Source organism: Ignisphaera sp. (genome assembly GCA_038735125.1).
Classification (GTDB): domain Archaea; phylum Thermoproteota; class Thermoprotei_A; order Sulfolobales; family Ignisphaeraceae; genus Ignisphaera.
In genome coordinates this window covers 463,520-490,046 of record JAVYNU010000001.1, presented here as the reverse complement: position 1 = coordinate 490,046, position 26,527 = coordinate 463,520, and the positions used below count along the sequence as shown (strand labels likewise).

Here is a 26,527-nt window from a genome sequence, read left to right as displayed (position 1 = left end):
CAACACTATAGCCAAAGCCATTGTAATATTTAGTGGCGGCAAGGACAGTGTATTTGCCTTGCATACAGCACTTTTGCAGGGTTTCGAAATAGCTGCGCTAATCACCTTTAAACCTTCTTCTACACATCCATGGTATGTCCATAGTCCATTCGTAGATTATACATGGATTCAGGCCAGGCTATTACATATGGAAGATAGGCACATCATCATTGATATAAACAGTAGTGATAGGTTTAGAGAACAAGCAGAGATTAGAAGGGCTTTAAAGGACATAACCAAAAAAATCGATTTTGACTATATAGTTCTCGGGATTATTGCAAGCGATGCACAGCGAATGCTTTTTGCAGATATTTGCGAAGATCTGGGAGTCAAATTGTATACCCCATTCTGGGGCAAAGACCCCTATAAACATCTACTCGATATTATCTCAAGTGATATCAAATTTATAATAACATCTATAAATACATGGGGACTGCCGAGAGTTTTTCTAGGCCGTGTCATAGACTATGAACTCGCCTTAAAGATTGTAGCACTTTCAAAAAAATATGGTTTTAATCCATCTTTTGAAGGTGGCGAAGCAGAAACATTCGTAATATACACACCACTATTTGGAGCCTATAAAATTTGTATAGAATATGATATCGAAGTGGTAAGCGAATATGAGGGATATGTTAATCCAAAAAAAGTTTCTATATGCCAGCTCCCTCAATTTTAGTCGTGAAATCTGATGCTCTCTTGAGAAGCTTCCATCACATTGTAATTCTGTAGGCATAGCGGTTCCTAGTGTTTAATAGAAACTCTTAACATTGAGAACCTGGAAAACATTTTATTTATATAAACCCTTATCTCAGCTGTTATCTTGAATCCTGGAGGGCAATTCCTCATAGCATTCTCAATTGGGATTCGAATACCATACAACGAAACTTGAGGAAGGTTATGTTCAGGAAGCAGAATCCATGTTCATGCCCTCTTTACACAACTCTATTCCGCTAATTTCATATCTGTGAACACATAGACAGTACTTCTTGTTGTTAGCATCATATATTATTATTTTACCTCCTTTGACAAATTTTATTGCATCAACACGAACCTGTTCTATTCCAACGTTTGTGACATCGGCTAGGCAAGTATTGTAAATGTCCAATGCACAAACATTATCACTACACTCTAAAATTTCATCAGGATCGCAATAAACATTGAATACACTGTTATCAGTTACCAACTCTGTTCTGAATCCTGCACCCTCAACTTCTGGAACATTTTTAGACATGAAAATCTCCAGCAATTTATTCACAGTTATGATATATAAAAGTATTAGTGACCATTTCTAAGGGCTGATTTGACTTTCTCTCTCCGATGAAAAATCTATAGAAAGTGCGAATTGAAACAAAGTGTCGTAGGATCTTCTGAGGAAAGCAATATGGGGCTTATAGAGAGTAAGTTTATCACCTCCACTATATCTGATGCCAAGAATTTTTGCTACTATACTTGCCGCAATTGGATCCTCTATGACTGCAGTTCCTTCACCTAAATCTGGTCTTAGTATAACTATTATGGGGAGAAGCAATTTTTTTGCTTCTTCAGCGTTGAGATAAGATCTAAGCTTTTTGAGCTCAGATTTTTTAAATGTGTGTATTGATCCGTCACGAAGTCTTACATAGGGGTACGACATGTTTATAAGTTCTTCAATTGTTAGTCTCTGAATTGGCAGGTGTTTATTTGCAACTCTGAGCTCAAGCTCTAGCAGTTTATCGATTTTGGAACTATCTTCATTCATGTTTGCTCTTGTTGCTATATATCTTAAGTTAGCTAAAATGTTTTGCGTTTCTAAAATTTGGTTTATAGAACTAGAAACAATAAAATTTATTAACTAGAATTACATATTTTTATTGGAGTAAGAGTTGAAGGTGACTAATTATGTCAGAGATTATGATTGAGAAAAGAAGGAGAAAGAAAAGAAAACTTATGATACTTGATAATAGGGTTGTATTTAGAAAAAGAGTTGAACATTCATTTGAATTGCCTCCAGCAGTTGTAGAATGGGCAAAGATGCACATAGAGTTACTGGACTGGCTCATATTCGATTCAGCTATTGCATCATCGCTTAGACACCCACATAGCATAAGAACTCTAATATACCTCCTCTACGCGAGAGCCAATGGCATTCCAATAGCCCAAATGGCTAAAACAATTGATGTTGCCCATGAACAGCTATACAGACTAGAAAGATTATTGATTAGAGCAGGAATTAAGGATGCTGTATATAAGATGTTGAAGCCTCTTCCACAACAAGAGCTACAGCCAACAGAAGCATTCTGAATGCCATAAAATCAACTAAACATAACAGTTTTTAACGTTGTTTTATTCTTTATCTATGGTGTAAACATATTGTGCAAGGTTTTTCACGAGGTTATAAGAATCTCGACTACGAAACAATTCGAATTAATCGATATAACAGAGTATGTTGAAAATGTAGTGAAAAAGAGCGGTATCAAGAATGGTCTTTGCCTTGTCTTTGCACCTCACGCAACAGCTGCTATAATTGCTAATGAGAAAGAACATGGTCTTATTGATGATATAACAACATTTATTAAAGAGCTTGTAAAACCTGAGAGAGAGTGGAAGCATAACATCATTGATACCAATGCTCATGCACACATAGGTTCAGCTATAATAGGAGCTGAAAAAGTTTTTCCAGTGATAAATGGCAAGCTTGTTAGAGGTACTTGGCAAAACATATTCTTAGTTGAAATGGATGGACCTAGATCTGTTAGAAATATTCTAATTGTTGTTATTGGAGGTTAAGCATTATATTGATTAAGCTTTTTATACTGCTTCTCCCTAACTATATTTGGGGATTAGATTGGCTAAAGCCATAGTATTACTCAATACTGATGTTGGCATGGAGGAAGAAGTTGTAAAACTTTTATCACAAATTCCAGAGGTTAAGGAGGTCCACATAGTTTACGGGATATACGATGTGGTGGCCATAGTCGAAGCTGAAAACTTTGATAAATTGAGAAACGCAGTTATATCGAGGATCAGAAGGTTACCCCATATCAAAGCAACAACAACCCTTATTGTTGTTGAGAAGTAGTGACAGTTTTAAGTATGGTTCTCGACTACAAGCACCAGCGTTACCATAAATTTTTTACTCTCTTCTTTGGATACAATGTATTTGCTGGTCTATTGACAGCCCAGTGATATATAATGAGTCTAACCAGATACAATGATGTTATTGACACAATACTAAAGCTACATAAGTGTTATAGGGTTCAGGGAGTTCTAAGCGGTGAAATGATAAGCAAGGTCGATTTCCTTACCAAACCATATGCAGCTCTAGCGATAGCCATAGCTTTGCATAGTATCAATATTGCTAGAATACATGGTATTAGCTATAGTGATGCAATCTCATTACAAAGAAGGCTGGCACAGTTTCTACTTAAAGCCGAAAAAAGTGAGATAGCTTTTCTAGAGAGACTTGTGGGATTAGCACCATCCAAATTTGGTTTTGATGTGCAGTCTATTTCAAGAAGATGCTTAATAGAATATCAGAAAGTTGCCGATATTATTAAATTGATGAATATACTTAAAGAGGTTCTTTCATTAATCTCCGTTGCCTCGCATCAAACAACTGTTGAGCAAAAGCGGGTTAAGATTCCATGTATAAATAGTGATGATATGCTTCCACCACTAAACGCCTTCGCCGGAGTCGTCACAAAAATTATTTTAAAAGATTTAGAGACTGTGAAAGAACTTGGAGAAGATCCGTATTTTACACAGCTCATAGATTTGATGAAGAGAAAAATTGAAGGATCGAAGATAAATAGTGACGACCTAGCAGCATTTTCATTAACTCTTATAACAATTATGCGTCATCATAAAGATGCTCAGATATGTATTGAGCCTGGAATAGATGTTGAAACCCTAGCCAGAAAAATGTATAACGATTTGATTTTGGCAAACGCAGATCCATCAAAATCAGAACTATATTACCTCTACCAGGAAATAGTCTCAAGGAGTATTACAAAGGGGTAAAGAACATGAGCTGGAGGGAAAGATTTTTAATCATTGCTCATAGAGGGGCCTCTGCACACACGCCAGAGAATACAATAAAATCTTTTAGAAAAGCCATGGAGATGAATGCAGATGCTATTGAATTTGATCTTCGCAGAACTCTTGATGGAGTACCTGTGGTTATACATGACGAGGATTTGAAGAGAGTTGCTGGCATGCCTAAGAAGATTTCTGAGCTACGAATAGATGAGCTGAAAAACATCAAGATTTTTGGAGAGGAAACCATACCCACCTTTGAGGAGGTTTTACAAGAGTTTAGCAATAAGATCCCAATGTTCATTGAGCTAAAGGATGAAGGGATAGAAACTGTTGTCGCATCTTTAATAAAACAGTACAACGTTTATGAAAACTGCCTACTAATATCATTTAATTATGGTGTTTTAGCAAAACTAAAGAACCTAGATGAAAAGCTTGAAGTCGGCCTATTAACGTATTCTCATTTAATGCCAATAGAATTTGCCTTGAAAATCAAGGCATTTGCTATACTACCAAGGTTTAATACTCTTTCCCCAAGGGTGGTTAAGGAAATTCGCTCAAAAAAATTAAGGGTATATACATGGACTATTAATGATGTTGCTATAGCATTAAAGATGATTGGATATGGTGTGGATGGTATTGCAACTGATGATCCACAAATAAAGACCTTCATATCAAAACAGACAACGCTTCAAAAGTTTTTCGGTAGATGATGATACTCCACCCCTCATGAAAATATATGATTGGAATTCCTTTATCTGATACATTCACAAAAGTTTTAGGCTTGTTCCAACACCTTTTCTGATGGCCTCATTGTATATATACCAAGCTGTTATAGCGTCTTGCACGGCTAGCCCAGTTGAAGTGAACACTGTTATCTCCTTATCTGATTCCCTGCCCTTCTTTAATCCAGCAACTATTTCACCGAGTTCAGCATATATATCGCTTGGTTTTAGAAGACCTGATGATATAGGTACGTTGATTTCTCCACTGTGTATAGCTTGGTCGTAGTCGTCAACGACTATTTTAGCCCTCTTTAATATGAGTGGGTCTAACTCTTCTTTGCCTGGTGCGTCAGCGCCCATAGCATTTATATGAACGTCCTCTCCTATCCACTCGTTCTTTATAATAGGGCTTCTAGAAGGTGTTGCAGTTACAATGACTTCAGCTTCTTTTACAACTTCATACGGAGATTCAACTGCTCTTGACTCTATACCATACCTATTCTGAATGTTTTGCGCCAGCCTAGTAGCCTTTTCATGATCAATATCATATATTGCTATAAAGCGTATTTTAATCACATGTCTCAATGCCTCAACAGAATATGCTGCCACAGAACCTGCTCCAACAAGCCCTACATGAGCCTCCTTCGCCCCCCACAAATACTTTGTTGCTACAGCAGCTGCTGCCCCTGTCCTATACCTAGTTATAACAGTTCCATCCATTATAGAAAGTGGTTTCCCTGAAGATGGGTCAACCAATATTATCACAGCCATTACAGTAGGCAGTCCATATCTTTGAGGGTTCTTCGGATGGGAATTAACCACCTTCACGGCTGCTATATCTAGGGACTCTAAATAAGCTGGCATCGTTCTTAAATCTCCATCGTACTTTGTGAAAAACAGGTAGGTTTTGGGAGGCATCTGAACTCTCTTCAAACCCTTTTCCTTAAACGCTACCTCAACTAACTCTATAACCCTCTTCATATCGATAATTTTCTCAATTTCGTTAGCATTCAAAAATAATATGTCAACCATCTTATATCACTTATAACCTGGTTTATGCAGAAGATTAAATTTTTTAATGAGTTATAAAAACAGTAATCTGCGGTCATAAGCAGAGTTATACCTGAATGTAATCTAGTTTGTACCCATTAATAACAACCCTAATAACCTTGTTAAAAAGCTTTGATATAAGTGTGGGCAGAACACTATTCAAAGCCTTTTTAACGTCATCTATACTTGATAGTGGAAATAGAATCCCTGTCGCCTCTCCTGAGCCAAACATAAATCCACCAGAATCCATTACAAGACCTGCTATAGAGTTAAAATTGATTTCTTTTGAAAGGGCATCGCTGAACTCTACTATGAGAGCTATTGGAATTAGCTCATCAGCTAAAGGAGTATATTGAAATACCACATAACTGGATACACCATCTATGTCTAGACTAATCAAAAATTGGATTATGTTATAGCCTAGAGTATTTGCTTCTTCAACTGCAGTAAATACGATCGTATCATTCTCTAAGAAGTTATTCAGAGACTCTATAACTTCTTCAGGCTTCGTAGACTTACACCATATTTTTAAGGTTCTTAAATAGATTTTTAGGCTAAAATAGTGTTATATCTAACCTAGACTAAGGGTGTATATTTGTTGAGCTCAAGCGATAGCAATATTTTAGAGTATTTGGAGCGATTAACGCTTATTAAGTTTAATGAGGAAGAGAAAAAGAGGGTTTATGAAGAGATTAAAAAAGTGATAGAATTATTCAATGAGGTTATGAAGGTTGAAGGTCTTGACAATGTTGAGCCACTATATCATGTTGTTGAGATAGAGCTGCCTCTGAGAGAAGATGAGGTATTGGATGCCATTGACGAGAATCATGAGCTACTCAAGGATAATGCCATTCTAGAGAACGACTATGTTAAAGCTCCTAAAACTGTTGGTGCATAAAAATGAGTAAATATCTGTCGATGCCTATCCACAAACTGATTGAGGAGTTTAAGACAGATCCCTCAAAGACTTTTGACTATCTTGATTCTTTATACGATAATATAAAAAGAGTTGAAAACAAAATCCGGTCCTTTATTACCATCATACCACAAGAGACTTTAGATAGATATGTAGAGAATTTGATCAAGGAAAACAAGCATAGGATTGACAACCTAAAGCTTTTTGGAATACCGATAGCTGTTAAGGATAACATCTCAACCAAAGGTATTAGAACAACTTGCGCCTCGAAGATGCTTGAAAACTATGTTCCTCCATATAATGCCACGGTTGTTGAGAAGATATTGAGAGAAGGTGGTATAATAATAGGCAAGACAAACATGGATGAATTTGCCATGGGCTCTACTACAGAGACAAGTGCTTTTTATCCTACTAAAAATCCTTGGGATACGACAAGAGTTCCCGGTGGATCCTCTGGGGGTAGTGCTACCGCGTTAGCATCTGGAGAAGCTCCTCTTGCATTAGGATCCGATACTGGGGGTTCTATAAGAAATCCTGCATCCTTTTGCGGAGTTTATGGTTTGAAGCCGACATATGGTCTGGTTAGCAGATATGGATTAATAGCTTATGCCAGTAGCATGGATCAGATAGGTCCGATGGCCAGAAACGTAGTCGATTTAGCGATTTTGCTAAGTGTTATAGCAGGTCACGATCCTCGTGATTCAACTTCTGTGCCCTTTGTACAAAGCGTTGATTATGTTCAAGAGCTGTATAAACTTCATCACAAAGAGCCTAAACTTAGAATAGGTGTCATAAAGGAATTTTTCGAGGGATCTGAAGAACCTGTTAAAAAAGCGACTGCTAAAGCCGTGGATTTACTATGTTCGTACCACGAATGCCAAGAAATTTCATTACCATTCTCAAAACAAATAATCGCTGCATACTACATTATTGCAATGGCTGAGGCCAGCTCGAATCTTGCAAGATTTGATGGAGTTAGATATGGTATGAAGATAGATTTTACCAATAGGAGCTGGGACGAAGCTTTTACAGAGGTTAGGACAAAGGGTTTTGGTTACGAAGTTAGAAAAAGAATTGCGATTGGAGCATATATACTTAGTGCTGGTTACCGAGACATGTACTATATTAGAGCTCTCAAATTGAGGAGAGTCCTTAAGGAGAGATTCGACCAAATATTCAAGGGCTACGACATTGTTGTAAGCCCTACAATGCCGATTTTACCACCTAGACTAGGCGAATTTTTTGAGGATCCATTGAGAATCTACCTAGCAGATGTAAATACCGTGGCAGCGAATCTTGTTGGCATACCTGCGATTAGCATTCCGGTGGACTTCTACAATGGTCTTCCAATAGGGCTTCAGGCAATGGCGAAACAGTTTTCTGAACCATTGCTATTGTACATAGCTAAACAACTAGAGGATAGAACTGGCTTTAGAGACATTTTGGCACAGCTTTAGGTGATATTATGAACAATGACCAGACTCTAAAAACAATTATAGGTCTCGAAATCCATGTACAATTAACAAAGTTAAAGACAAAGCTGTTTTGCGCGACCTCGGCTGATTATAGAGAGAAGAAACCGAATACACACGTATGCCCTATCTGCCTAGGGCTTCCTGGAACCCTGCCTACAGTAAACAGAAAAGCTGTTGAATATGCTATTGCTGTTGCCAAAGCGCTGAACTGCGAAATAAGCGATAGACTAATGTTTGTGAGGAAGCACTATTTCTACCCAGATCTCCCTAAGAACTATCAGATCTCCCAGTATATAGGGCCGGGCTTCGCCCCAATTGCTAAAAATGGCTATGTAAAGATAACAGTGGATGGAAAGCCAAAAATTGTGAGAATTAGAAGAATCAATATTGAGGAGGATCCGGGGAGAGTTGTATATATAGGAAGTATTGAGACAAGTCCATATAGTCTCATAGATTATAATAGATCTGGTGTAACGCTTTTGGAAATTGTTACAGAGCCAGATCTTGGGAGCCCCAAAGAGGCTAGAATATTCCTAGAAAAGCTCATAGCAATATTAGAATACCTAGGGGTTACAGATCCAGGGCTTGAAGGAGCATTTAGAGTTGATGCAAATATTTCTTTTGAGGGGTTTGGAAGAGTTGAGATAAAGAATATTGGGTCTATAAGGGATGTTGAAAAGGCTTTAACCTATGAAATTGTTAGGCAGAGAAGAATCATTGCAGGAGGGGGGAAGATAGAAAGAGAGACTAGGCATTGGGATTCTAATAAAGGGGTGACTATATCTTTAAGATCTAAAGAGTTTGAGGAGGACTATAGATATTTCCCAGATCCTGATCTGCCTCCTCTAAGGATAAGTAAGGAATTCATAGAACAGGTAGTAAAGTCTCTTCCAGAGTTGCCAGATGAAAGAATAGATAGATTTATGAAGCAGTATAGCCTAGATGAATATAGAGCAACTGTCCTGGTTCTAAACAAATGGCTTGCCGACTTATTCGAAATGTGCGCCAAGCACTACGACAAATACAAAAAGTTGGCTGATTTACTCATAACAGATTTTCTCAGATGGATAAATGAATTCAATATTGATTATAAAAACTTGAGGCTAGACCTGTTGCAGATAGTCAAACTTTTGAGGTTGTGGGATGAAGGGGTACTTTCAGTTAAAATGGTCAAAGAATTGTTGCCACAGATAATAAAAGGTGGCATCGATGTCGAAGACTATGTTAAATCCTCTGGCTATACAAGACTGGTTGATAAGGAGTATCTAGAGAAGGTTGTTGAAGAGGTTTTTAGAGAAAGCCCAAAGGCTGTTCAAGATGCTTTAGAGAATCCAAAGGCTGTAAATTATCTCATTGGCCTTGTTATGAAGAAGACTAGTGGGAGAGCTGATCCCCAACTCGTAAGAGAGATTATATTAAGTATGCTTGATAAGATGAGAAGCACTGGATCATAGCGTGGGTTTTTCATCAGTTGTCAGATCTTAAAACCTTAATCATCTCCCAAGTTACGAACTGTTTTCATTACTAAAAGCTTTACCTTTATAAGTTTTATAACATCAATGACATTGTTTACAATATCTTGTAACTGAATATTTTCAATATCGTTGATTTTTATGATTTTTTCAATCGAAATCGACTTATAGTGGCATTTGCCTGTCAAATCAATTATGTAGTTTATCTCTCCTGCAAGACCTCGCTTACTCTTTAAAAATTTTCTAGTGCATCACAATCCTTGAATATGACAGCATCTTCTATGCCTATCAAACCTCTTAGCACAAATCCTACGATTTCATCGTCTAGGGTGTCTACTACAAAAATTCTACTTTCTTTCTTTAGTTGCATTTTTCAAAGCCTCTTCAAGTTTTAGAGAAAAATCCTCAACGAGTTTCTGAGCGTCCTGGACAACCTCTTCAAATACCTCTAGGGGTTTCCTGCTCCCATCTGTCAGTATAACAACCTCGGGGTAGGATGTTATTGGATGCTCGAGTATGTAGGCAGCGTAAACCACTCCAGGTTTTCTCAAGGCAAGTTTCGATAATAGGTTTGGCAAGGAATGCTTATCTTCATCATAGATGATTACTCTCAGTTCTCTATCAGTAAGTTTTCTTAGCTCTAAACGTATAGGCAATTGGGTCACCATGCAACTGGCTTAAATATAGTTTTATAGCATAATTGAAGCTTATATTTTTTAAGTCGACATTAGCTTTTCTTCAATGTATTTTAATGCTTCTTGCCATGGGACTTTTAGCTCTAGCTTCTCATCGACGGCGTTTGTTTCGCTCAATAGATCCAGCACCTCGGATGTGCCGACATTATATAGTGCAATTGCTGCTACAATTAATTTTTTTAAATTATATGAGTATTTAGCGTTAGAAACCTTATCAAAAGCTTTTGCTATGTGCTGTGCATACATCTCAATAGTTTCTAAATCTGTGTCTGCATAGATTATGGAGCCTTTTAAGATAACATTTTGTATTCCTTGTCTTCGTAGAACCTCTGCCAAAACATCTAGCGGTATTGTTCTATGCACTAGCTTCGCTAGTTGTTCAGCCGATATTCCATTTTTTGGATTAACTGATTTTATCATTATGAACTGTGATATGTACTCTCTAATTCTTTTTATGGCTGATTCCACAGATGGTTCAAGACCTACTACCCTAAAAACAATTTTATCATGCTTCAGCTCTGCAAATAATTCTGCTTCTAGAGATAGTTCTTCATCTATTTTTTCTAGAATCTCCAAGCACAAGCTTCTTGATGGGCAAGAATATGAAAATGTTCTCTCTATGAATACTCCGCTCATAACTATCACCTTTTATTGACAAACATATAGTCTGGCGCTATTTTCCTTGTCTCAACATTTCCACAGAAACTGCATCTTAGTATATCCCTATCTTTCTCTTTTACTAATGGGGCTCCACATCTAGAGCAATATGCAGCTATAACACCTAGTTTAGCATCTTTGGCTGTTACAACGTATGGTATATAGCTATTAAGTATCCTCACCCTTACTATATCACCAATTCTAACAACATCATATAGACTCTGAATTCTAGAGCTTGATGCTTGTGAAATGTGTAATACGCTTCTAAACTCATGTTTAAACGGTTTATTTATGTCATATCCTATAAGCCTTATCATAGCAATTTCGTCTCTCATCTGCTCCACAAGACCTATTACCACATCTCCGCTTTTCGGCATTTTAACATCCTTTACAGGTTTTATGTATACCCTTCTATTGATTAAGTCGAATACTGGATGACCTGTAATGATCGCTCTTACTACACCATTTTCTGCATAGGTACCAATATATGCTATGAACTCCTCTTCTGTACACAAGAATTCTCCTGGCACTACAATTTTGTTAGCCATTTGTTTACACCTCTTTTTTAATCTTTAGTACAATGATGCGAAACCTATGTACACGTTTTCTATGATGATTATAGGAGGCGTGAATCATTATATTGTCTAAAAACAGTGGTGACACCTTGAAAACATCTTCACACATTCTTAACTTATTTTTTATAATATTAGGTAGCTTTTGAGAGTATTTATGTATTGTGTATATGGCCTTAGGCCTTAATTTCAATGCACTTTCTAAAAACTTCATATCTGATTTTCGCCTATGAACACCAAAAGGAGGGTTCATAACTACTGTATCTATGGCTCTCAGACCCAGAAAGGCTACATCAGCGCATATGAAATTAACATTAAAAAGGTTTTTACTATACAAAAAGTTTTTTGCGATTGAGATGGCCTCACAATCGATATCCACGCATATCACCTCTCTAGAGCCTAGAACGAGAGCTCCGTATGCAAGCATCCCAGTTCCACAACCTAGATCGGCAACAATCTTATCCCTTATGTCGTCAGACACATAGGCGTCCCAAAGCATTTCACTAGCAACTCTACTATCGCATAGATACTGCTCTAGGAATTGCTTTGGCTTTGGAAAGGGAGGAGTTTGACTCAGTAGCATCTCTAACTCTTTCTTGTTTCTTACTACCATGGATATCTGTACCTGGTAATATCCTTGTGTAGAGCCATTAGCGCCTCTCCTACGGTTAACACAGGTTTGCTATAATCCATTAAGTCAAATGCTATGTGCGGACATGCAACAACTATAACAGCATCAAAGCTTTCGTTTGCATATATGTTATCCAAAAGACTCCTATCTATTTTCAATGCCTTAACAACTAGATAGTCTGCGCCACGCCTCTTTATTTCATCTACTAGTAGATCAATTATATGTTGCCTATGTTGCCCATAAAAACCATCGATTATGAGCCACTTCCGCGCTTCAAATGCCTCCCTGACTTTCCATAGTCTAATACGCAAAATTTTTTCGACTTCTTTTTCTGGCTTCCAAAAAGCATTAGTATAAGGATCTATGCAAACAGTTTTTGAGTGCCCATATTTCGAATAATTATTGAGTGCTTGAGTAATACAATGAAATTTGCCGCCAGCTACAATAATATCAACGCTACATTCGTTTGTTTCTATAGGCATACAACCTAGTATAACTCCTTTAAACAACAAATTGCAGGTGTCTACGCTACTTACAATATCGTTTAATTCTTTAACATGTTGAGCCGTTGTTAAAATACAGATGGGTTGCGAATATTTGCAACAGATGTTCATTAACATTTCTCTAACTTTTTCTTTATTAATTTTCTTGTAACCACCTCGTATAAATAGGGTAGGCTTTCTAGGCTTGTATAAAGGGTATTCAACGTGTCCAATATGAATTATTGCATCAACTCCGAGTTCAGAAGCGCTATATTCATCAACAAGACAGGAACCATATGATGGGTTCAGCGAGAGATATATCTCTACTGAACTACCAAGCTTAGTTTTCAAAGAATCTACAATAAGTGATGAGCATACCTGTAGCCCTTCTGGCATCTGCAAAAGAATTTTCTTAGCTTTATTATCCTCAATAAATTTGATTATGTCCTCTATTTCAAAGTCATAGTCATTACAAAAACTCATGGCTTTGCTACTTCAACCGCTTTATCTCTATAGTGCACCTAATGGGAAGCTTTGATGAGGCTCTTCTAAGTGCTTCCTTTAATAGTTCTGCATGTTGTGCCAGACCCCTAATCTCTATTATCTCATCCAAAGGTTCTACCACAGCTCCGACACCAACTGGTTTTCCAAATGCTCTCCTCATACCCTCTTGAAGTCTGTCCGCACCAGCGAATGCCATCATCTTATGCTCTCTTAGCACTTGATGAGGATACTTCCTTATTATTAAGACAAAGTTTTGTTCCCCAATTTCGCTACTAAGGAATTTGTGTGCAATGACTCTTGCTGCCTCTAATGCATTATGTCTTACAACACCTCTTTCCATGGTTTTGAGAACAGCTATTACCTCAGCGTTGAGTTTTGCGTTTCCCATTACAAACTTTGTTATTTTCGGAGGTGGAATCCCATGAATATACTCTTTTCTGGTATATGGAGGCTTTTTCTGGTTGGTATAGCATCTAGCTGGCTTCTGAGGCATTTCCTTAAACCTCTAAATGTTCTTGTCTCTGTACTTTGTTTGCCAACCTCCTTATAAATGTTACTAAAAAACCTATTTCAGCTTTTGATAGTGAAGTTTTTCTAATTAATCTTTTGAGCGTTAGAGAAAACATTTCATATTGTCTCTCATCACTTGCAACAGATTTTGCTAGTAGATCTATATACTTCTCTGCTATCTTCAGGCTCTCTTCATCTGCTCTATCAATTTTCTCTATAAGAGAGGGCTTTTTCAATGCTTTATAAAGCTCATATAGAATAATTGCTACTGCATGGCTAAGATTTAGCACAGGATACTCAGGGTTTGACGCAATATGAACAAGAATATGGCATTTTGATATCTCCTCTCGCGTCAAACCAACACTCTCCCTTCCGAAGACCACTGCAATACTTGAATAGGACGATGCTATTTTGACAAAGTCTTCTAGTTCAATTGCTTTTCTAAGTACATCGCCACCTCTAGTGTCTACAACTGATGATGTGCACGCGGCTACACCAACATCTTTTAAACTATCTTCGAGATTTTGATATATCTTCACTTTGCCACTATGTAGAAAGTCGATACCATTTGCTGCAAATCTTTTAACCTCATCAGACCATACATTGGCTATTGGAGAGACTAATGCCAGTTCATCAACATCAAAATTCCTGCAAAGCCTTATGATAAATCCTAGATTAGCCTCACCTTCAACCCCAACAACAACAACTTTTAGCAATGCAATCACCTGTTGCAACCAACTACACATATTGTCTCAAAAAAGAAGCTTTTACATTTATAAAAATCTACGGCGATGCAGTTTTTCCCCAATGAGCCTAAAGCTTTTTCTATGTTCTGTAGTGTTGATAATGTAAATATTATAGTACATATAGAGTGTTTGCACCTATCCAGGGACTCCTCAAAGAACTTTAACCATACAGATAGGCCATCAATTCCACCACTCCACGATCTTGCAAGCCATGAACCACTATCTTCTACTGGAAGATAAGGTGGATTAAAAACAATTATATCTGCTACAAAGCTACGGATACATGATAAACCATCGCATTGTATAACATCAGAATACATATCTAGATCATTGAGTTTAATAGAATTCCAAGAGCTGGTCACAGCACATGGTGAAATGTCTATAAGTATTGCATGAGGCATGCTTCTTAGCAACATCGTCTTGAGTATTGATATGGTTATGTAGCCCGATCCAGACCCTACCTCTATAAGCAAATTGATTAATCTCTTTGATCTGTGAAGCACCTCATTAAATGCATCAACAACAATATATGTATCGTCAGAGGGTTTGTACACCTCTTCGTTGAGTTCTATCATAATATTATCAATACTTATTGTTTCTATTTCTTTAGCTCTGCAAAAATATGTACTATCTTCTCCAGCTCCTCTACCGATAGTTGATATACTCTTTTCCTCCATATCTCTTTGAGCCCCTCAACTTTTTCATTTATCTCCATATCTATGCATTTAGCTAATGCTTTGGCAATAACCTTTCTTCTATAAGAAAATAAGCATTTAACCATATTTTCAAAAATTTTTGAAAAATTATCATAGCTATGCTTACGCTTGAGAAGCAAAATAGCTGAATGTACTTCTGGCTTAGGATAAAACTTATTTAGTGGAACGGTTTTTATGTAGCTAACCCAGAACATGTGTTGCAAAAAAGCTGTTAGTTTTCCATAGCTTTTGCTACCAGGACTAGAAGCTATTCTTTCGGCTACCTCTTTCTGCACAGTTACAACTGCAGTATCGAAAATGCCCTTTGCAATGGATAATAGTAGCTGAGAGGTTATATGGTAAGGCAGATTACCTACCACAACATTGCAACGCCTTATACTTGTAACAATTTGTCTTGCATCCCCTATGACGATGTCAATATTATGGAAATTCTCTTGCAACTCTTTCAAGATCTTGGCAAACCGCTGGTCATATTCAATCGATATTATAGTTTTGTCTATGTTCTCTTGAGCAAGAAAAACTGTTAAATTTCCTATACCAGAGCCTATCTCCATTATACATGGCTTATTTACAGATTCGTTTTTAACGATTTTAACGATGAAGCTTAGTTCGCCAGGGTCAACTAAAAAGGTTTGGCTCAATTTCTTCCTTATGACTATGGCATTTTCTGCCAATATTTTCCTTAGCCTGTTCTTGAATTCTTGCTTGGATGAAATATTGATGAGCTCTTTTACCATGGTTCATTATATCCAATTCTTCTATATAGTAGCTCTAAATAGTTAAGAAATTTGTATTCAGGTGATGGTGGATATGGTTCAACGAACAGGTAGTACCTTTCTACCCTCTGCAGCTCAGTAATGATTCTGTCAACAAAAAGTTTTATGGGATCCGAGATCTTCACTCTCTTTCTAACGTCTTCGAAGCTGGTAAACGGACTCTTTCTCCTCTCATCTAGTATCATGCTCAAGGTTTTCTTCCCTATACCTGGTAAAAGCTCTAGGCTATGCAACCTTATGTTTATTGGTTCTGCAACGTTAAAGAACTCCACAAAAACCTTCTCTTTCTCTTCAACAATTTTTGTAATAGTCTTACCTAAATTTTCCTTCGCTATTGTGCTTAGATCCTCGTACAAAAGCCTTTCAAAAATCCTTAAACCAGGTCTGTCAGGTGATGTAGAAATTGGAACCCTATCACCAATTATAAGAGCTTGGCCTCTTGCAGGTACAATCTCTACAAGGGAGAAATACTTTGTACCGATACCTTGAGCTATAGGCATAGTTCTATGATGTGTGTGTTTATCATATGGATTGCCCATGGGCATGTAATCCAAAATAATGGCAAACTCGTCTGGCACTACCTGAAATCTCTTGTAACGTGGTCTCATATTCCAAAGCCTGTCCATGAACTATCTTTATTCACTCCACTCCACAGGTGTTTGAAATAATCTCTACAACATTTTTTAGTACATCTTCATCTGGAACCCTCTCTTCAAAGACAAGAAGAGTTCTAAGCTCATCGACTGATCTCGGAAGAATATTTAGAATCATTGCAAGTGTTACTTCTTTGAATCCAAATTTCTTCAACTCATTATACAGATTCTCTATATTCTCATAATCACATTTCTCAACTTTATTCAAATACTCAAGTGTTACTTTCACAATTTCTGATGCTTCTCCCCTCAAATTTGCAATATATTTTTCGAGAATTCTTTTAGCTATCGAATTGGGGATATCATGATACTCTATAATCTCATACGACATGTTTATACACCTCCAAAAATATCATAGAGCTTGATAACAAATTTGCATCAGAAGGCTACTTCTTTAGAAGTTTTAATACTATTGCTCTTTGCTCTTTCCTAGCTTTTGATATTTCAGCTAGTTTCTGTAGCAATTCATTTATTCTTTCCTTAACATCAAATGCTGGCTTTACGTGTTCCGGAAGCAAGAAAAGTTTTTTAACTTTTGAACCAACCTCCACCTCTACTATAAGCGCTCTACCTCTAAACCCAACTACTTTACCAACCTTTCCAATATATCTTCTATGGGGCATCCCTTTATGTATTGCTGGGTTAACATCTATGTAAACTTTATCACCTATCCTATACTCGATTAGCACCTTACTAAGCGGAGGGACAGCTCCCCGCTCCCTAATACTCTTCCTCATTAGTTTTCTTGTTCTGTGTCTTAGCCCTTGGGGTGCTTTAACCATAATTCAAACAACCTACAAAAAATCGTTAACTACATAAAAACCTCTTGAATACCCTTATATGTATTCATGAACGTGTATCACGTCTAGCATTAAACATTGTAGTGATGCTCCTAGAAATTCTGAGAAGCTTGGCGATGTCCTACCATTATCACCTGTTATCAACTCTTTCACGTATAAACCTCCATCACATTTTATAAGCGCTAGGAAGACGTGTGATGAAATAAAAATTGTTTTTACTTGATGCACCATCTTTTTACGAAGTCTGTCACGTTTCCTTCTAAGAACGCGTGTTGGGGTTCTCTGCAAGATCAGCTTGTTTTCAAAGAATTTTTCCAGTGATTGAAGCTTTTCTATGGAGATCTCCTGCTCAGAGAATATCAGAGCTCTATAAATTTTATATGCTTGCCCAGCAAAACTTTTTAGACGTGAGACAAATGCTTTCCTAACCTTCATCTTGATGTCGAATTGGATCCACGGGGTGTAGGAGTTAAGCACTCTATTTAGATGAATCAAATCAATATCTTTTCTACTTGGAGATTTGTACTCTAGAACCACTGGTCTTCCATCCCCAATTATTCTAACATCAACATCTTCTCTACCCCCAATATGCAAAACAACGCTAGAGGCTTTAACGTAATCAAGTGAATATCTTGCAACATCTTCTATCGATAAAGAATATCTTCTTTTCCCATCTTTTCCCACCCATATATTCTGCGATATCAATCTACCCAATTTTCTGTATTTACCATAAACAAGAAAAGATCTTGTCTCTTCCCTCACAGTATTATTATTCACATCTATTATAAATGTTAGCTGAGGATCTTCAAAATCAACCTTAGCCTTTGTGATCATCTGAACCCTTTTTCCTACCTCCCTTTTAATCTCTCTTTTTATGCTCTCCCAGTATGCTAACTGATACTCTCTTACTAAGGCGTTTTCTTTTCTAATTAAATCTTCTGGAACCTTTACCCCTATAATAAAGCTCTCTATATTCTTTTCATTTATGGTCTTCGCAATAACCTCTGCAAAACTATTGATAATGTTATCAAGTCTATCTTCACATATGTAGCATTTTGGTGAATTTGTGTGAGGCTCAACACCAAAAAGTTTGAAAAACTCTTTGGACCCAAGCTTGCTATTTAACACAACTTTTTTTGCTGTATTAATTAGCTCATTGTCGCCATTTAAGATTCTTTTGTGTAGTTCAAGCAAAGATGCTATTTTCAGAGCCTTTCCACGTTCATCATTTCCAAGACCTTTTCCTAAGTGAGCAAATAACCTACCTAAGCATCTATCACATAGAGGATACTTTTCCAGAAGTTTTATAGTGGTGTCTATTATGTTCTCCATTTCCTTCTCCAATGAATACTATTTTTGCTACTCTTTATCAATTTTTGTTAAATCCATCCCAAATTTCCTTAATAATGTTTTCCTCCTCTTGACATTCTTTATCATAGTATTTATGAGCTCATAGTATTTGAGAAGCTCTTTAACGTCTTCAACTGTTGTTCCAGATCCTATAGCAATTTTTAGCATTCTATTCTTGTCAATGGCGCTAGGATTTCTGAGCTCTTCAAGAGTCATAGAATCCATTATAGCTAGCCACTTTTTTATCTTCTCCTCAGTAAGTTTCATTTGTTTATCATCTATTGGCAACATTGATAAACCTGGTATTAGTTGAATAATTTTAGCTAAGGGGCCAAGCTTTCTCATTGTCTGTAGCTGGAGGTACACATCAGCAAGCGTAATCTTGCCTGTAGACAACGCCTTTGCAAATCTCTTTTCGATTTCCTCGCTATGTTCAATCGATTTAAGTTTCTCTATCAACGAGGATATGTCTCCCAGACCCAACAATCTCCCAACAAATCTTCTAGGCTCGAAAACCTCTATCTCTGGTATCTTTTCGCCAGTACCGATAAACTTTATAGTTGCTTTAGTTGCTGCAACAGCTGAGAGTGCGCCCCCACCTTTCGCAGTTCCATCAAGTTTTGTAATAGCTATGGAGCCTATTGGTGTTGCTGAGTGAAATCTAAGTGCCAACTCATATGCTTTTTGCCCCATAGATGCATCGAGGATCATCATTATCTCATCAGGGTTAATGGCCTTAGCTATTTCTTGCATCTCTTCCAGCAACGATTCTTCTTCTCCATATCCATGTCTACCAGCAGTATCTATTATTACTATATTAGAGCCTTGCTTTATGCACCAATCAACACATTTCTTAGCAATCTCCACAGCATTGTTTAATTTTTGATCTCCACAGAAATGTACATCAATTTGCTTGCTAAGCTGGTTAAGCTGGTCATAGGCTGCTGGTCTATATGTATCAGCGCATATGAGACATGGTTTGTATCCATACCGCTTATAGAAATAGGCTATCTTCGCTGCCGTAGTCGTTTTACCTGATCCTTGAACCCCCACAAGCATTATTATATACGGTGTTTTCTGTGGAAATATCTGGGGCTTTATATCGCCGCCAAAAAGATTTGATAGCTCATCGTACACTATTTTTATGAACCATTCATTTCTTGAAACAAGTGGGGGTGGCTTCTCTTTGAGTGCCCTCTCTCTAATTGAGTTTGTAAGTTGGAGAACAAGCTTTACATTTACATCAGCTTTTAAGAGCGTTTTTTGAAGCTCCTTAATAAAGTTTTCAACGGCTACCTCATAAGGGTCTTTGCCACGCAAAAAATCTGCTACAAGTTTTTTTAGTGAATCTAAGACTGTGCTCATTTCGCAATCCTATCAATGCTTACCTAACTCTAACTATGAATCTTCTACCCATAGCGCTCCAGTACTCGACTTCAACTCCTGGAGCTATCTTAGCCCTAACACCTTCATCTGATGGTGCATCAACCTCAAATGTTTCAAAAGTTTCGGTATCCATAAGCTGTATTTTGTCTCCCAATACTGCTACAACCTGCCCTACTCTTTTATCTATTATTGGAACTTCTACTCTTTGATCAGCTGGACCCACAAGTGTTTTTCTAGAACCGGAAAACAAGCTTATTGCAACTACATGAACCTTTGCACTGCCATGCTTCCCTGTTTTGGCTCTCGATACCTCAACTACCCTACACGGCTCTCCATCTATAACAACATAGCTTCCCTCTTTCAGATCTCCAAGCTCTGCATAGTCTACACTCATGAAATCACCGAATAGCTTATTTTTGTGTAGAGATATAAACTATTCGCTTAGCTAATAAGATTTTGTGAAACTGACAGTGGCTTCAAAATGGGTTTAGAAGAGATTAGGCAGAGCCTTGAAATGCTTTCAAATAGAGATGATGTTGATGCAGACGCTCTATACAATCTCTATGTAGAATTTATTAAAGAGGTTTCAACAAAAATAGATAGCAGATTCAAAGATGTTGAAAAGTGGGATATAGAGACATTGGATGAGGCTGTAGAGCTTATATGTGACTATTTGAATGGCAGTAGTAAAGTTCTTGATGTGTGGGATAGCATATGGGACGCAAAGATAGATAAAAGGAAAATTAGTAAGAATGTTGTTATGGATTTCCTATACATAGTAAAATTGGCTGAAAGAATGTATGGCTTTTGAAAAAGCAGCTATATTCAGTGAATTGATGGAGTTCATAAAAACATGTTTTGACGAATATGCTATGAGTAGTATTAAAAATGGTTTTCATATAGCTCTTTTCTCATCATTAAAGGGCTGGACAAAAGTCATGCTATACCCCGCAAGATTCAATGATGCCGTATTTAAATCTATAAGCAGTATTAATGTTGTTGGCGCAGGCATATTGGCTGGGTGGATATGGGGAGGTAGATTCATTCCATCACCACATTTATACAACTTCATAAAAGTGTTTACAAAGAAGATGGGCTGTGGTATTATAGCAAAGCCCCAAGGTATTAAAGCATTTCTTTATGGAAATGATCTGCTTTTAGCATCCTTCGAAGAAGGTTTGCCACCAGTTTTAAAGGGTAGACCAGTTGCAGTCATAGATAGGGAGGATTATACCGCTATAGGTATAGGCATTGCCTCACTTGATCTAAAAGAAATTGAATCCCTTCAAAAGAAAGGAAAAATGCTTATACCAATAGTTAAAAACGTCTTTGATTTAGGAATCCACATACGAAATGAAAAGTTCTTTTATTAGATTTAAGCTTTTTAGCTACAAAATAAGGTGAATATAATCTCCAAACAAAGTAGTAGTGAAACCAAAATGTTTTGCCCAAAATGCGGAACATTGCTTATATTCGATAAAACGAAAAAAGTCTACAGATGCCCAAAATGCGGTTATGAAACCAGAAACCTTAGTAACAAAGTAATCATGACAAAATCGATATCGCATAACGAAAAAGAAAGACTAACAGTAGTCGATTCGTCAACTGTTTCAGCACCACCAACGGCAACATTGGTGAAAGGCCATGTACGATGCCCGAAATGTGGAAGCGAAGAAGTATATGCATGGCAAATGCAAACAAGAGCCGCAGACGAGCCCCCAACAACATTCTATAAATGCGCAAAATGCGGTCACACATGGAGAGAGTACTGAAATTATTAATTTATCCCATCCAAGCAAACCAACTAAAAAGCTAATAACCCAACCTCAAGACAGTAGCTATAAAGGGAAACACGAGTGAAAAGGGCCCGTCGTCTAGTCTGGCAGGACGCCGCCCTTACAAGGCGGAGGTCCGGGGTTCAAATCCCCGCGGGCCCACCAACCCATAGTTCTGTTTACAACCACTAAATCGATTACCTTAGGACTTGGCATCTTCATGTTAATAGCATGCATAAATATGATGTGTTGCTATGCTAACAATATCAACGCAAAACATTACAACACTTCTTTGCTATATGGACTTGACAAACTAGGAATATGTTATTACGTTATTTAGCTAAGAAATGCTATTAATTTTATTTAGAGATGTGTATAATTTCTTTAAGCCTTATTCTAGTTGAAAAATGTTTTATCTTGTGCATGTGAGCTCCACCTCCTTTACACCAGTGATTGGATCCATTTCAATGAATGCTATTGTTTTTGCTCCTAGTTTTGGATATGGATTGTACACAACCAGAGTGTCTTGTGATGGCATGTCCACGTAGGGCTCCACAATATACAGCTTGCTTCCAATTTCTACAATTAAGTAGATTGAGAACCTCACACTGACATTTTCCATTGTCAACATTATTTTCTCTCCCCATCCATCCTTATTCAGGAAGATTATTCCGGCTGCCCCCACCCTCATAAAGTCTATGCTGTCTTTGTTCTTGTATCCTTCTACCCACAGATATGGGTTGTCCCCTAAATACAGCAAGTATACTTTATTGTCTACCTTCATTGCGCATAGTCCAAAGCTACTCTGCTGATTTTGGACAACAACAGTGTTTAGCAATAATAGCACAAACACCGTTGCTAGAACAGCAATAGTTATAATTGAAAATGTTATAGCCTTCTTTACCTTATACATTCATCTTATCACCTATATACAGCATATGAATTTTACTTTATTTCAAAATAAAAATAAGCTTGAGCCGTAGAGACAAGTATAGAAAATAAGTTGACAGAAATGACAGAAACCTGACATAATGTTACTAGCCATTACTACATTCGTCCTAATAATGATCTCTACCATCAGTATGCCACATATTGATTTGATTCAAGCCCTAGCTAAAACTTTTTATTACTATAGAATGCGTTTATTAACCTCAATTTAATGTTTTATACCATTTGACTAGATTCCATAAAACACTAATATGTGGTCTTCAGCCATAACTTATTAGCTTATGCCTTTACGCCATGTTTTTAAGCTTGTTTTCTCTATCTCTTTCTGGTGGTTTGAATGGCCTGTACAAAGCCTGTTAGGGTTAAGCTGCCTGAGGGTGGGGAGAAGGAGCTTGTTCCAAAGAAGGTGTGGAGCCTATCGCCAAAGGGTAGGAAGGGAGTTAAGATAGGGCTGTTCCAAGACCCAGCATCAGGAAAATACTTCAGGGCAAAAGTACCAGACGACTACCCAGAATGCAGCTAAAACAAAAACAAACACACTTATGTAAAAACAAACTTTTTAAACCATTTTTTACCCAAATCTTTGATTTACATCCAGTCTATGTTCTGACTAGGCTAATGTTCTGTTCCTATTCTAATCAATTAAATTTAATCTCTTATAAGTACTAAATACTATGACAAGAAACTACATTCAGAAATTGATTAGAATAAAAATGTTAGTATTGATGCCATTATCGACGGTATCAATCCATATTTCAGAATTTGTGCTAATCCTTGCTCTATTCTGTATCGCCCCATAATATTCTTTATTAATGTTACTACCACTAATAGTAATAGATACTTAATTATTATCATTAATATTCCTTGAAGTGATGTATGGCTATATGGAAGCGGGCCTCCAAGTAATACATATACCCCAGTGATTAGAGATATTGTTAGATCCATATCGTGGAGTAAGTTCATGAGCGCTAAAAGTGGTCCTGAAAACTCTGTTTCGTAGCCTGCTATAATTTCTTGCTCCGCCTCGGGTATGTTAAATGGCTGGTACATTGACTTGGCCTGCACAGCTACAATATATGCTATTAAACATAGTACCATTATTACTACTCCCCTCGGGTCAAGCCATATACGCAACACATTTGTATATGCCGAGCTTATGCTCATGAAAGCCCTGCTTTGTTTGGTTGTCAGATATATTGGAATGATTAGACTTGCAAAGTATGTTGGTTCCGATAGTGTGGCTAGGGATAAGAGTCTTGAAATCCCCATGCTGGTATATGGTCCTGGCATTGAAAGGGATGCTATAACCATCATGAACAACGGCATAACGCTGGTCATGTAGAAGAATATTAGTATATCGAAATCAGAAGCAATGTTGTATAGGCTAAGTGGTAGAAGAACTACAGATGCTACGATAAAGGATATCCCAATAAGTAGTGATATCTCTGCTGCACCTACCAAGCTGTACCTATTCTTAACAATCTCCTTAGATCTGAGCAACTTCCAGAAGTCGTAGAATGGCTGTAAAATTCCTAGGGGGCCAACATAGCTTGGCCCCATCCTTCTCTGGTACCTAGCACTCAGCTTCCTCACAAAATACTGCGTCAAAAAAGATAGCGCAGCTAAGAATAGTAGCCCTGGGAATATCATAATACTTATTAAAATGAGTATCATCTCATTCATTCTCGTCACCTTGCAAATAAAGTGAATAATACAAAGGATATTATGGAGAGTATAATTAGTATGGCAAGCCAAGATGATATGAATTTTTGCCAATCATGTAAACTGCCAGTATGTATCTTCTCAACAAGAACTTCATATAAATGCTTTGCAAACCTCCTCATAAAGCCCCAGTACAACGCACCCACGCTTGGCGTTACCATCGATATGACATTTTCTGGTTCTCCGCCTAGGTAAACAGATGTTATGCGAACTCGCTTAGACTTCAGCGTATAGTACATTGCTACAGTTACCATTAGAGTCGCTATAGTGAAAATTGTTATTAGATATATAGCTGTGAAAGGATCCACTACCTTAGCTATTCTCATGGAATCCACACCCTCAGCTCAGGAGGTATTTCCTTAATGACGGCATCTATATAACTCCAAACCCCTGAAACCAAAGAGTTAGAGGAATAGTCAAAAATGTACATAATGTGCTGGAGAAATATGCCTATGAACAATGTTGTCAAGGACATTACGAGAAGCATTACCTCTACCCACCGTCCAGCAACCTTGCTTTCCTTTGCTTTTCCAACACCAAAAACTATAGCTGAAATTGCCTTCATGTATCCTGGTATGGAGAGAGCAGATATGACTATAATTAGGATTGTACCTAGGACAAACCCTATCTTTAGGTAGCTTAAAGCGATTAGAAGCTTCGAGTAAAAGCCCATAAACGGTATTAGCCCGGCAAGATTTAGGAATCCAAGTATCAGCGATAGAGATGCCAATGGATATCTTCTGCCAATGCCCTTCATCTCATCGAGATCTCTAGAGCCTGCAGCATCTATGAAGATACCGCTAGCCATAAAGAGAACGGCCTTGGAGATGCCATGCGCTACAATATGAATTGATGTTCCCATGAGAGCAAGTTTAACAGCTTCCACACTTCCAATTGCGAATCCTGCTGCAAGACCTATATAGATTATGCCTATATGGCATATCGTGCTATATGCTAACAACCTCTTGACGTCTCTTTGTATCATCATCATTAAAGCTCCTAGAACCCCGCTTACTGTACCAAGTATGAATAGAGCTAGCAACACAAACTCTCTATAGCCGGAAACGGCACTACCATCTCCAAATAACGTGTATAGAAACCTTGCAGAGGCATAAACACCTACATTAACAACAAGACCAGAAAGAGCGGCAGATATTGGTGTAGGAGCCTCTGGATGAGCATCTGGAAGCCAGAAGTGGTTAGGGAATAAAGCTGATTTATATGTGAAGACCCATAATGCAAGTGAAATCGATAACATTGCAAGATACTTTAGAGACTGTGGTAGTCCCGGATGCATTGCAATACTGGATAGTATAGCCATGTTGACAGTGCCAAATCCTGCATAGAGTAGCACCACCGCTATGAAGTACATTGTTGTGGCTACAGCTCCTATTAAAATGTATTTAGCTGCTGCCTCAACAGCCTCTGGCCTATCTCTATGATATGCTACCAACCCATATGCCGATATGCTCAGAACTTCTATCATAACAAATAAGTTGAATGCATCGCCCGTGTATAAGCATCCGAGAATGCCTGCCTCCAACCCTAGGAGAAGTGCAAAGTACCACGTTGGCTCATCTATGTGGTGTCCATACCAAAGCGAGTAGAGCATTATAGCTAACATTGTTAGAGTTGTAAAGACTCCTATGAGGCCATTAAAATAGTCTATTTCATAGGCTATCCCAAAGTGCGGAGGCCAGCCTCCATACATGTAAACCAGAGGACTGTTATTCTTGTACACCATATAGAAGGCCAGTATAGACGCGACAACAGCATATAGCCCTCCTATCATAGCTACTGCAAATGGTGCACGTCTATTGTTGAACGCCCTGCTTATGACAGGTATTGCAAATGCCAATAAAACTAGAAGTGGTGTTGTCATCCCAACTATATGTAACAGGTAATCGGGCATG

The 26,527-nt window shown here is 37.7% G+C and carries 37 protein-coding genes and 1 tRNA gene; 14 read left to right on the top strand and 24 right to left on the bottom strand.

Annotation, left to right across the window (positions count from 1 at the left end; translation table 11 throughout):
* Positions 1–7 precede the first annotated feature (7 nt).
* Entirely contained in the window at positions 8–715 is a 708-nt protein-coding gene (locus QW284_02865; GenBank protein MEM0338607.1) for a diphthine--ammonia ligase, read from the top strand.
* A 225-nt stretch (positions 716–940) separates the two neighbouring features.
* Here QW284_02865 and QW284_02860 read toward each other — a convergent pair whose 3' ends face one another.
* Both QW284_02860 and QW284_02855 read right to left on the bottom strand, forming a co-directional pair.
* Positions 941–1,270, bottom strand: coding sequence for a hypothetical protein (locus tag QW284_02860; GenBank protein MEM0338606.1), 330 nt, complete (start codon positions 1,268–1,270; stop codon positions 941–943).
* Between the two features lie 57 nt (positions 1,271–1,327).
* Entirely contained in the window at positions 1,328–1,777 is a 450-nt protein-coding gene (locus QW284_02855; protein MEM0338605.1) for a DUF61 family protein, read from the bottom strand.
* Positions 1,778–1,917: 140 nt separating this feature from the next.
* Here QW284_02855 and QW284_02850 point away from each other — a divergent pair, with 140 nt between their 5' ends.
* The 5 genes from QW284_02850 (at position 1,918) to QW284_02830 (ending at position 4,766) form a co-directional block, all read left to right on the top strand.
* Positions 1,918–2,319, top strand: a complete 402-nt coding sequence (locus tag QW284_02850) for a hypothetical protein (protein ID MEM0338604.1) — start codon at positions 1,918–1,920, stop codon at positions 2,317–2,319.
* Positions 2,320–2,388: 69 nt separating this feature from the next.
* Positions 2,389–2,805: a secondary thiamine-phosphate synthase enzyme YjbQ gene (locus QW284_02845; protein MEM0338603.1), complete on the top strand. Its 417-nt coding sequence runs from the start codon at positions 2,389–2,391 to the stop codon at positions 2,803–2,805.
* Between the two features lie 58 nt (positions 2,806–2,863).
* Complete coding sequence (locus QW284_02840; GenBank protein ID MEM0338602.1) at positions 2,864–3,097, top strand: Lrp/AsnC ligand binding domain-containing protein; 234 nt, start codon at positions 2,864–2,866, stop codon at positions 3,095–3,097.
* A 113-nt stretch (positions 3,098–3,210) separates the two neighbouring features.
* A complete protein-coding gene (locus tag QW284_02835; protein ID MEM0338601.1) occupies positions 3,211–4,038 on the top strand; it encodes a hypothetical protein in 828 nt (275 codons plus the stop codon).
* A gap of 5 nt (positions 4,039–4,043) precedes the next feature.
* The gene (locus tag QW284_02830; GenBank protein ID MEM0338600.1) at positions 4,044–4,766 is read left to right on the top strand and encodes a glycerophosphodiester phosphodiesterase; all 723 of its coding nucleotides are present in this window, start codon (positions 4,044–4,046) and stop codon (positions 4,764–4,766) included.
* A gap of 54 nt (positions 4,767–4,820) precedes the next feature.
* Here the strand turns inward: QW284_02830 and ala are convergent, their stop codons facing one another.
* Both ala and QW284_02820 read right to left on the bottom strand, forming a co-directional pair.
* Positions 4,821–5,810, bottom strand: a complete 990-nt coding sequence (gene ala / locus QW284_02825; protein ID MEM0338599.1) for an alanine dehydrogenase — start codon at positions 5,808–5,810, stop codon at positions 4,821–4,823.
* Between the two features lie 85 nt (positions 5,811–5,895).
* The gene (locus QW284_02820; GenBank protein MEM0338598.1) at positions 5,896–6,192 is read right to left on the bottom strand and encodes a hypothetical protein; all 297 of its coding nucleotides are present in this window, start codon (positions 6,190–6,192) and stop codon (positions 5,896–5,898) included.
* Positions 6,193–6,426: 234 nt separating this feature from the next.
* Between QW284_02820 and gatC the strand changes: the two genes are divergently transcribed.
* The 3 genes from gatC to gatB are packed head-to-tail and all read left to right on the top strand — an operon-like array spanning position 6,427 to position 9,673.
* Positions 6,427–6,726, top strand: a complete 300-nt coding sequence (gene gatC / locus QW284_02815) for an Asp-tRNA(Asn)/Glu-tRNA(Gln) amidotransferase subunit GatC (protein ID MEM0338597.1) — start codon at positions 6,427–6,429, stop codon at positions 6,724–6,726.
* A 2-nt stretch (positions 6,727–6,728) separates the two neighbouring features.
* Positions 6,729–8,201: an Asp-tRNA(Asn)/Glu-tRNA(Gln) amidotransferase subunit GatA gene (gatA, locus tag QW284_02810; GenBank protein ID MEM0338596.1), complete on the top strand. Its 1,473-nt coding sequence runs from the start codon at positions 6,729–6,731 to the stop codon at positions 8,199–8,201.
* Positions 8,202–8,209: 8 nt separating this feature from the next.
* Complete coding sequence (gene gatB, locus QW284_02805) at positions 8,210–9,673, top strand: Asp-tRNA(Asn)/Glu-tRNA(Gln) amidotransferase subunit GatB (protein MEM0338595.1); 1,464 nt, start codon at positions 8,210–8,212, stop codon at positions 9,671–9,673.
* A gap of 250 nt (positions 9,674–9,923) precedes the next feature.
* Here gatB and QW284_02800 read toward each other — a convergent pair whose 3' ends face one another.
* Genes QW284_02800 through QW284_02725 form a run of 16 tightly spaced genes read right to left on the bottom strand, consistent with a single transcriptional unit; the run spans position 9,924 to position 20,563 of the window.
* Positions 9,924–10,061: a hypothetical protein gene (locus QW284_02800; GenBank protein ID MEM0338594.1), complete on the bottom strand. Its 138-nt coding sequence runs from the start codon at positions 10,059–10,061 to the stop codon at positions 9,924–9,926.
* Complete coding sequence (locus QW284_02795) at positions 10,039–10,347, bottom strand: DNA-directed RNA polymerase subunit L (GenBank protein ID MEM0338593.1); 309 nt, start codon at positions 10,345–10,347, stop codon at positions 10,039–10,041. Before QW284_02795 ends, QW284_02800 begins: the two co-directional genes overlap by 23 nt.
* Before the next feature lie 60 nt (positions 10,348–10,407).
* Positions 10,408–11,022 carry a DUF2067 family protein gene (locus tag QW284_02790; GenBank protein ID MEM0338592.1) on the bottom strand — a complete coding sequence of 205 codons (615 nt, stop codon included), beginning with the start codon at positions 11,020–11,022 and terminating at the stop codon, positions 10,408–10,410.
* Between the two features lie 5 nt (positions 11,023–11,027).
* Positions 11,028–11,591: an exosome complex RNA-binding protein Csl4 gene (locus QW284_02785; protein MEM0338591.1), complete on the bottom strand. Its 564-nt coding sequence runs from the start codon at positions 11,589–11,591 to the stop codon at positions 11,028–11,030.
* Positions 11,592–11,595: 4 nt separating this feature from the next.
* Positions 11,596–12,228 (bottom strand): METTL5 family protein, encoded by a 633-nt coding sequence (locus QW284_02780; protein ID MEM0338590.1) that lies wholly within the window; start codon positions 12,226–12,228, stop codon positions 11,596–11,598.
* Positions 12,222–13,211 carry a 2-(3-amino-3-carboxypropyl)histidine synthase subunit 1/2 gene (locus tag QW284_02775; protein MEM0338589.1) on the bottom strand — a complete coding sequence of 330 codons (990 nt, stop codon included), beginning with the start codon at positions 13,209–13,211 and terminating at the stop codon, positions 12,222–12,224. Before QW284_02775 ends, QW284_02780 begins: the two co-directional genes overlap by 7 nt.
* A gap of 7 nt (positions 13,212–13,218) precedes the next feature.
* Positions 13,219–13,725 (bottom strand): 50S ribosomal protein L16, encoded by a 507-nt coding sequence (locus QW284_02770; GenBank protein ID MEM0338588.1) that lies wholly within the window; start codon positions 13,723–13,725, stop codon positions 13,219–13,221.
* Positions 13,726–13,729: 4 nt separating this feature from the next.
* A complete protein-coding gene (locus QW284_02765; protein ID MEM0338587.1) occupies positions 13,730–14,467 on the bottom strand; it encodes a TrmH family RNA methyltransferase in 738 nt (245 codons plus the stop codon).
* Positions 14,464–15,165 (bottom strand): methyltransferase, encoded by a 702-nt coding sequence (locus QW284_02760; protein MEM0338586.1) that lies wholly within the window; start codon positions 15,163–15,165, stop codon positions 14,464–14,466. Before QW284_02760 ends, QW284_02765 begins: the two co-directional genes overlap by 4 nt.
* Positions 15,087–15,941, bottom strand: a complete 855-nt coding sequence (gene rsmA / locus QW284_02755) for a 16S rRNA (adenine(1518)-N(6)/adenine(1519)-N(6))-dimethyltransferase RsmA (GenBank protein MEM0338585.1) — start codon at positions 15,939–15,941, stop codon at positions 15,087–15,089. Before rsmA ends, QW284_02760 begins: the two co-directional genes overlap by 79 nt.
* Positions 15,935–16,588, bottom strand: coding sequence for a DUF655 domain-containing protein (locus QW284_02750; protein ID MEM0338584.1), 654 nt, complete (start codon positions 16,586–16,588; stop codon positions 15,935–15,937). The genes rsmA and QW284_02750 overlap by 7 nt, the downstream gene beginning before the upstream one ends.
* A 31-nt stretch (positions 16,589–16,619) precedes the next feature.
* The gene (locus QW284_02745; GenBank protein ID MEM0338583.1) at positions 16,620–16,964 is read right to left on the bottom strand and encodes a hypothetical protein; all 345 of its coding nucleotides are present in this window, start codon (positions 16,962–16,964) and stop codon (positions 16,620–16,622) included.
* Positions 16,965–17,019: 55 nt separating this feature from the next.
* Complete coding sequence (locus QW284_02740; protein ID MEM0338582.1) at positions 17,020–17,415, bottom strand: 50S ribosomal protein L21e; 396 nt, start codon at positions 17,413–17,415, stop codon at positions 17,020–17,022.
* A 54-nt stretch (positions 17,416–17,469) separates the two neighbouring features.
* On the bottom strand, positions 17,470–18,765 hold the full coding sequence (locus tag QW284_02735) for a tRNA pseudouridine(54/55) synthase Pus10 (GenBank protein MEM0338581.1): 1,296 nt from the start codon (positions 18,763–18,765) through the stop codon (positions 17,470–17,472).
* A gap of 27 nt (positions 18,766–18,792) precedes the next feature.
* Complete coding sequence (locus tag QW284_02730) at positions 18,793–20,148, bottom strand: signal recognition particle protein Srp54 (GenBank protein MEM0338580.1); 1,356 nt, start codon at positions 20,146–20,148, stop codon at positions 18,793–18,795.
* A gap of 19 nt (positions 20,149–20,167) precedes the next feature.
* Complete coding sequence (locus QW284_02725; GenBank protein ID MEM0338579.1) at positions 20,168–20,563, bottom strand: translation initiation factor IF-5A; 396 nt, start codon at positions 20,561–20,563, stop codon at positions 20,168–20,170.
* Positions 20,564–20,650: 87 nt separating this feature from the next.
* On the opposite strand from QW284_02725, the gene QW284_02720 reads away from it, so the two are divergent.
* From QW284_02720 to QW284_02705, 4 genes are all read left to right on the top strand, one after another.
* Positions 20,651–20,980 carry a hypothetical protein gene (locus QW284_02720; protein MEM0338578.1) on the top strand — a complete coding sequence of 110 codons (330 nt, stop codon included), beginning with the start codon at positions 20,651–20,653 and terminating at the stop codon, positions 20,978–20,980.
* Complete coding sequence (locus QW284_02715) at positions 20,970–21,542, top strand: hypothetical protein (GenBank protein MEM0338577.1); 573 nt, start codon at positions 20,970–20,972, stop codon at positions 21,540–21,542. The genes QW284_02720 and QW284_02715 overlap by 11 nt, the downstream gene beginning before the upstream one ends.
* A 66-nt stretch (positions 21,543–21,608) precedes the next feature.
* Entirely contained in the window at positions 21,609–21,941 is a 333-nt protein-coding gene (locus QW284_02710; GenBank protein MEM0338576.1) for a transcription factor S, read from the top strand.
* Positions 21,942–22,032: 91 nt separating this feature from the next.
* Positions 22,033–22,109 (top strand) — tRNA-Val (locus tag QW284_02705).
* A 247-nt stretch (positions 22,110–22,356) separates the two neighbouring features.
* On the opposite strand, the gene QW284_02700 is transcribed toward QW284_02705, so the two are convergent.
* Positions 22,357–22,857 carry a hypothetical protein gene (locus tag QW284_02700; GenBank protein MEM0338575.1) on the bottom strand — a complete coding sequence of 167 codons (501 nt, stop codon included), beginning with the start codon at positions 22,855–22,857 and terminating at the stop codon, positions 22,357–22,359.
* A 372-nt stretch (positions 22,858–23,229) separates the two neighbouring features.
* Between QW284_02700 and QW284_02695 the strand changes: the two genes are divergently transcribed.
* The gene (locus tag QW284_02695) at positions 23,230–23,415 is read left to right on the top strand and encodes a chromatin protein Cren7 (protein ID MEM0338574.1); all 186 of its coding nucleotides are present in this window, start codon (positions 23,230–23,232) and stop codon (positions 23,413–23,415) included.
* 179 nt (positions 23,416–23,594) lie between these two features.
* Here QW284_02695 and QW284_02690 read toward each other — a convergent pair whose 3' ends face one another.
* Genes QW284_02690 through QW284_02680 form a run of 3 tightly spaced genes read right to left on the bottom strand, consistent with a single transcriptional unit; the run spans position 23,595 to position 26,526 of the window.
* On the bottom strand, positions 23,595–24,575 hold the full coding sequence (locus tag QW284_02690) for a complex I subunit 1 family protein (protein MEM0338573.1): 981 nt from the start codon (positions 24,573–24,575) through the stop codon (positions 23,595–23,597).
* Positions 24,576–24,580: 5 nt separating this feature from the next.
* On the bottom strand, positions 24,581–24,940 hold the full coding sequence (locus QW284_02685) for a sodium:proton antiporter (protein MEM0338572.1): 360 nt from the start codon (positions 24,938–24,940) through the stop codon (positions 24,581–24,583).
* Positions 24,937–26,526 carry a proton-conducting transporter membrane subunit gene (locus QW284_02680; protein ID MEM0338571.1) on the bottom strand — a complete coding sequence of 530 codons (1,590 nt, stop codon included), beginning with the start codon at positions 26,524–26,526 and terminating at the stop codon, positions 24,937–24,939. The genes QW284_02685 and QW284_02680 overlap by 4 nt, the downstream gene beginning before the upstream one ends.
* Position 26,527: the final 1 nt, after the last annotated feature.

What these genes read in the sequence shown, in the direction of transcription:
- QW284_02725 (MEM0338579.1), bottom strand. Translation starts at nt 20,563, where the DNA reads ATGAGTGTAGACTATGCAGAGCTTGGAGATCTGAAAGAGGGAAGCTAT.
- QW284_02710 (MEM0338576.1), top strand. Translation starts at nt 21,609, where the DNA reads ATGTTTTGCCCAAAATGCGGAACATTGCTTATATTCGATAAAACGAAA.
- QW284_02830 (MEM0338600.1), top strand. Translation starts at nt 4,044, where the DNA reads ATGAGCTGGAGGGAAAGATTTTTAATCATTGCTCATAGAGGGGCCTCT.
- QW284_02735 (MEM0338581.1), bottom strand. Translation starts at nt 18,765, where the DNA reads ATGGAGAACATAATAGACACCACTATAAAACTTCTGGAAAAGTATCCT.
- QW284_02740 (MEM0338582.1), bottom strand. Translation starts at nt 17,415, where the DNA reads ATGGTTAAAGCACCCCAAGGGCTAAGACACAGAACAAGAAAACTAATG.
- QW284_02690 (MEM0338573.1), bottom strand. Translation starts at nt 24,575, where the DNA reads ATGAATGAGATGATACTCATTTTAATAAGTATTATGATATTCCCAGGG.
- gatB (MEM0338595.1), top strand. Translation starts at nt 8,210, where the DNA reads ATGAACAATGACCAGACTCTAAAAACAATTATAGGTCTCGAAATCCAT.
- QW284_02715 (MEM0338577.1), top strand. Translation starts at nt 20,970, where the DNA reads ATGGCTTTTGAAAAAGCAGCTATATTCAGTGAATTGATGGAGTTCATA.
- QW284_02850 (MEM0338604.1), top strand. Translation starts at nt 1,918, where the DNA reads ATGTCAGAGATTATGATTGAGAAAAGAAGGAGAAAGAAAAGAAAACTT.
- QW284_02785 (MEM0338591.1), bottom strand. Translation starts at nt 11,591, where the DNA reads ATGGCTAACAAAATTGTAGTGCCAGGAGAATTCTTGTGTACAGAAGAG.
- gatA (MEM0338596.1), top strand. Translation starts at nt 6,729, where the DNA reads ATGAGTAAATATCTGTCGATGCCTATCCACAAACTGATTGAGGAGTTT.
- QW284_02685 (MEM0338572.1), bottom strand. Translation starts at nt 24,940, where the DNA reads ATGAGAATAGCTAAGGTAGTGGATCCTTTCACAGCTATATATCTAATA.
- QW284_02860 (MEM0338606.1), bottom strand. Translation starts at nt 1,270, where the DNA reads ATGTCTAAAAATGTTCCAGAAGTTGAGGGTGCAGGATTCAGAACAGAG.
- rsmA (MEM0338585.1), bottom strand. Translation starts at nt 15,941, where the DNA reads ATGGTAAAAGAGCTCATCAATATTTCATCCAAGCAAGAATTCAAGAAC.
- QW284_02855 (MEM0338605.1), bottom strand. Translation starts at nt 1,777, where the DNA reads ATGAATGAAGATAGTTCCAAAATCGATAAACTGCTAGAGCTTGAGCTC.
- QW284_02790 (MEM0338592.1), bottom strand. Translation starts at nt 11,022, where the DNA reads ATGAGCGGAGTATTCATAGAGAGAACATTTTCATATTCTTGCCCATCA.
- QW284_02780 (MEM0338590.1), bottom strand. Translation starts at nt 12,228, where the DNA reads ATGGTAGTAAGAAACAAGAAAGAGTTAGAGATGCTACTGAGTCAAACT.
- QW284_02720 (MEM0338578.1), top strand. Translation starts at nt 20,651, where the DNA reads ATGGGTTTAGAAGAGATTAGGCAGAGCCTTGAAATGCTTTCAAATAGA.
- QW284_02800 (MEM0338594.1), bottom strand. Translation starts at nt 10,061, where the DNA reads ATGCAACTAAAGAAAGAAAGTAGAATTTTTGTAGTAGACACCCTAGAC.
- QW284_02775 (MEM0338589.1), bottom strand. Translation starts at nt 13,211, where the DNA reads ATGAGTTTTTGTAATGACTATGACTTTGAAATAGAGGACATAATCAAA.
- QW284_02750 (MEM0338584.1), bottom strand. Translation starts at nt 16,588, where the DNA reads ATGAGACCACGTTACAAGAGATTTCAGGTAGTGCCAGACGAGTTTGCC.
- QW284_02770 (MEM0338588.1), bottom strand. Translation starts at nt 13,725, where the DNA reads ATGCCTCAGAAGCCAGCTAGATGCTATACCAACCAGAAAAAGCCTCCA.
- QW284_02700 (MEM0338575.1), bottom strand. Translation starts at nt 22,857, where the DNA reads ATGTATAAGGTAAAGAAGGCTATAACATTTTCAATTATAACTATTGCT.
- QW284_02680 (MEM0338571.1), bottom strand. Translation starts at nt 26,526, where the DNA reads ATGCCCGATTACCTGTTACATATAGTTGGGATGACAACACCACTTCTA.
- QW284_02730 (MEM0338580.1), bottom strand. Translation starts at nt 20,148, where the DNA reads ATGAGCACAGTCTTAGATTCACTAAAAAAACTTGTAGCAGATTTTTTG.
- QW284_02745 (MEM0338583.1), bottom strand. Translation starts at nt 16,964, where the DNA reads ATGTCGTATGAGATTATAGAGTATCATGATATCCCCAATTCGATAGCT.
- QW284_02835 (MEM0338601.1), top strand. Translation starts at nt 3,211, where the DNA reads ATGAGTCTAACCAGATACAATGATGTTATTGACACAATACTAAAGCTA.
- QW284_02695 (MEM0338574.1), top strand. Translation starts at nt 23,230, where the DNA reads ATGGCCTGTACAAAGCCTGTTAGGGTTAAGCTGCCTGAGGGTGGGGAG.
- QW284_02760 (MEM0338586.1), bottom strand. Translation starts at nt 15,165, where the DNA reads ATGGAGGAAAAGAGTATATCAACTATCGGTAGAGGAGCTGGAGAAGAT.
- ala (MEM0338599.1), bottom strand. Translation starts at nt 5,810, where the DNA reads ATGGTTGACATATTATTTTTGAATGCTAACGAAATTGAGAAAATTATC.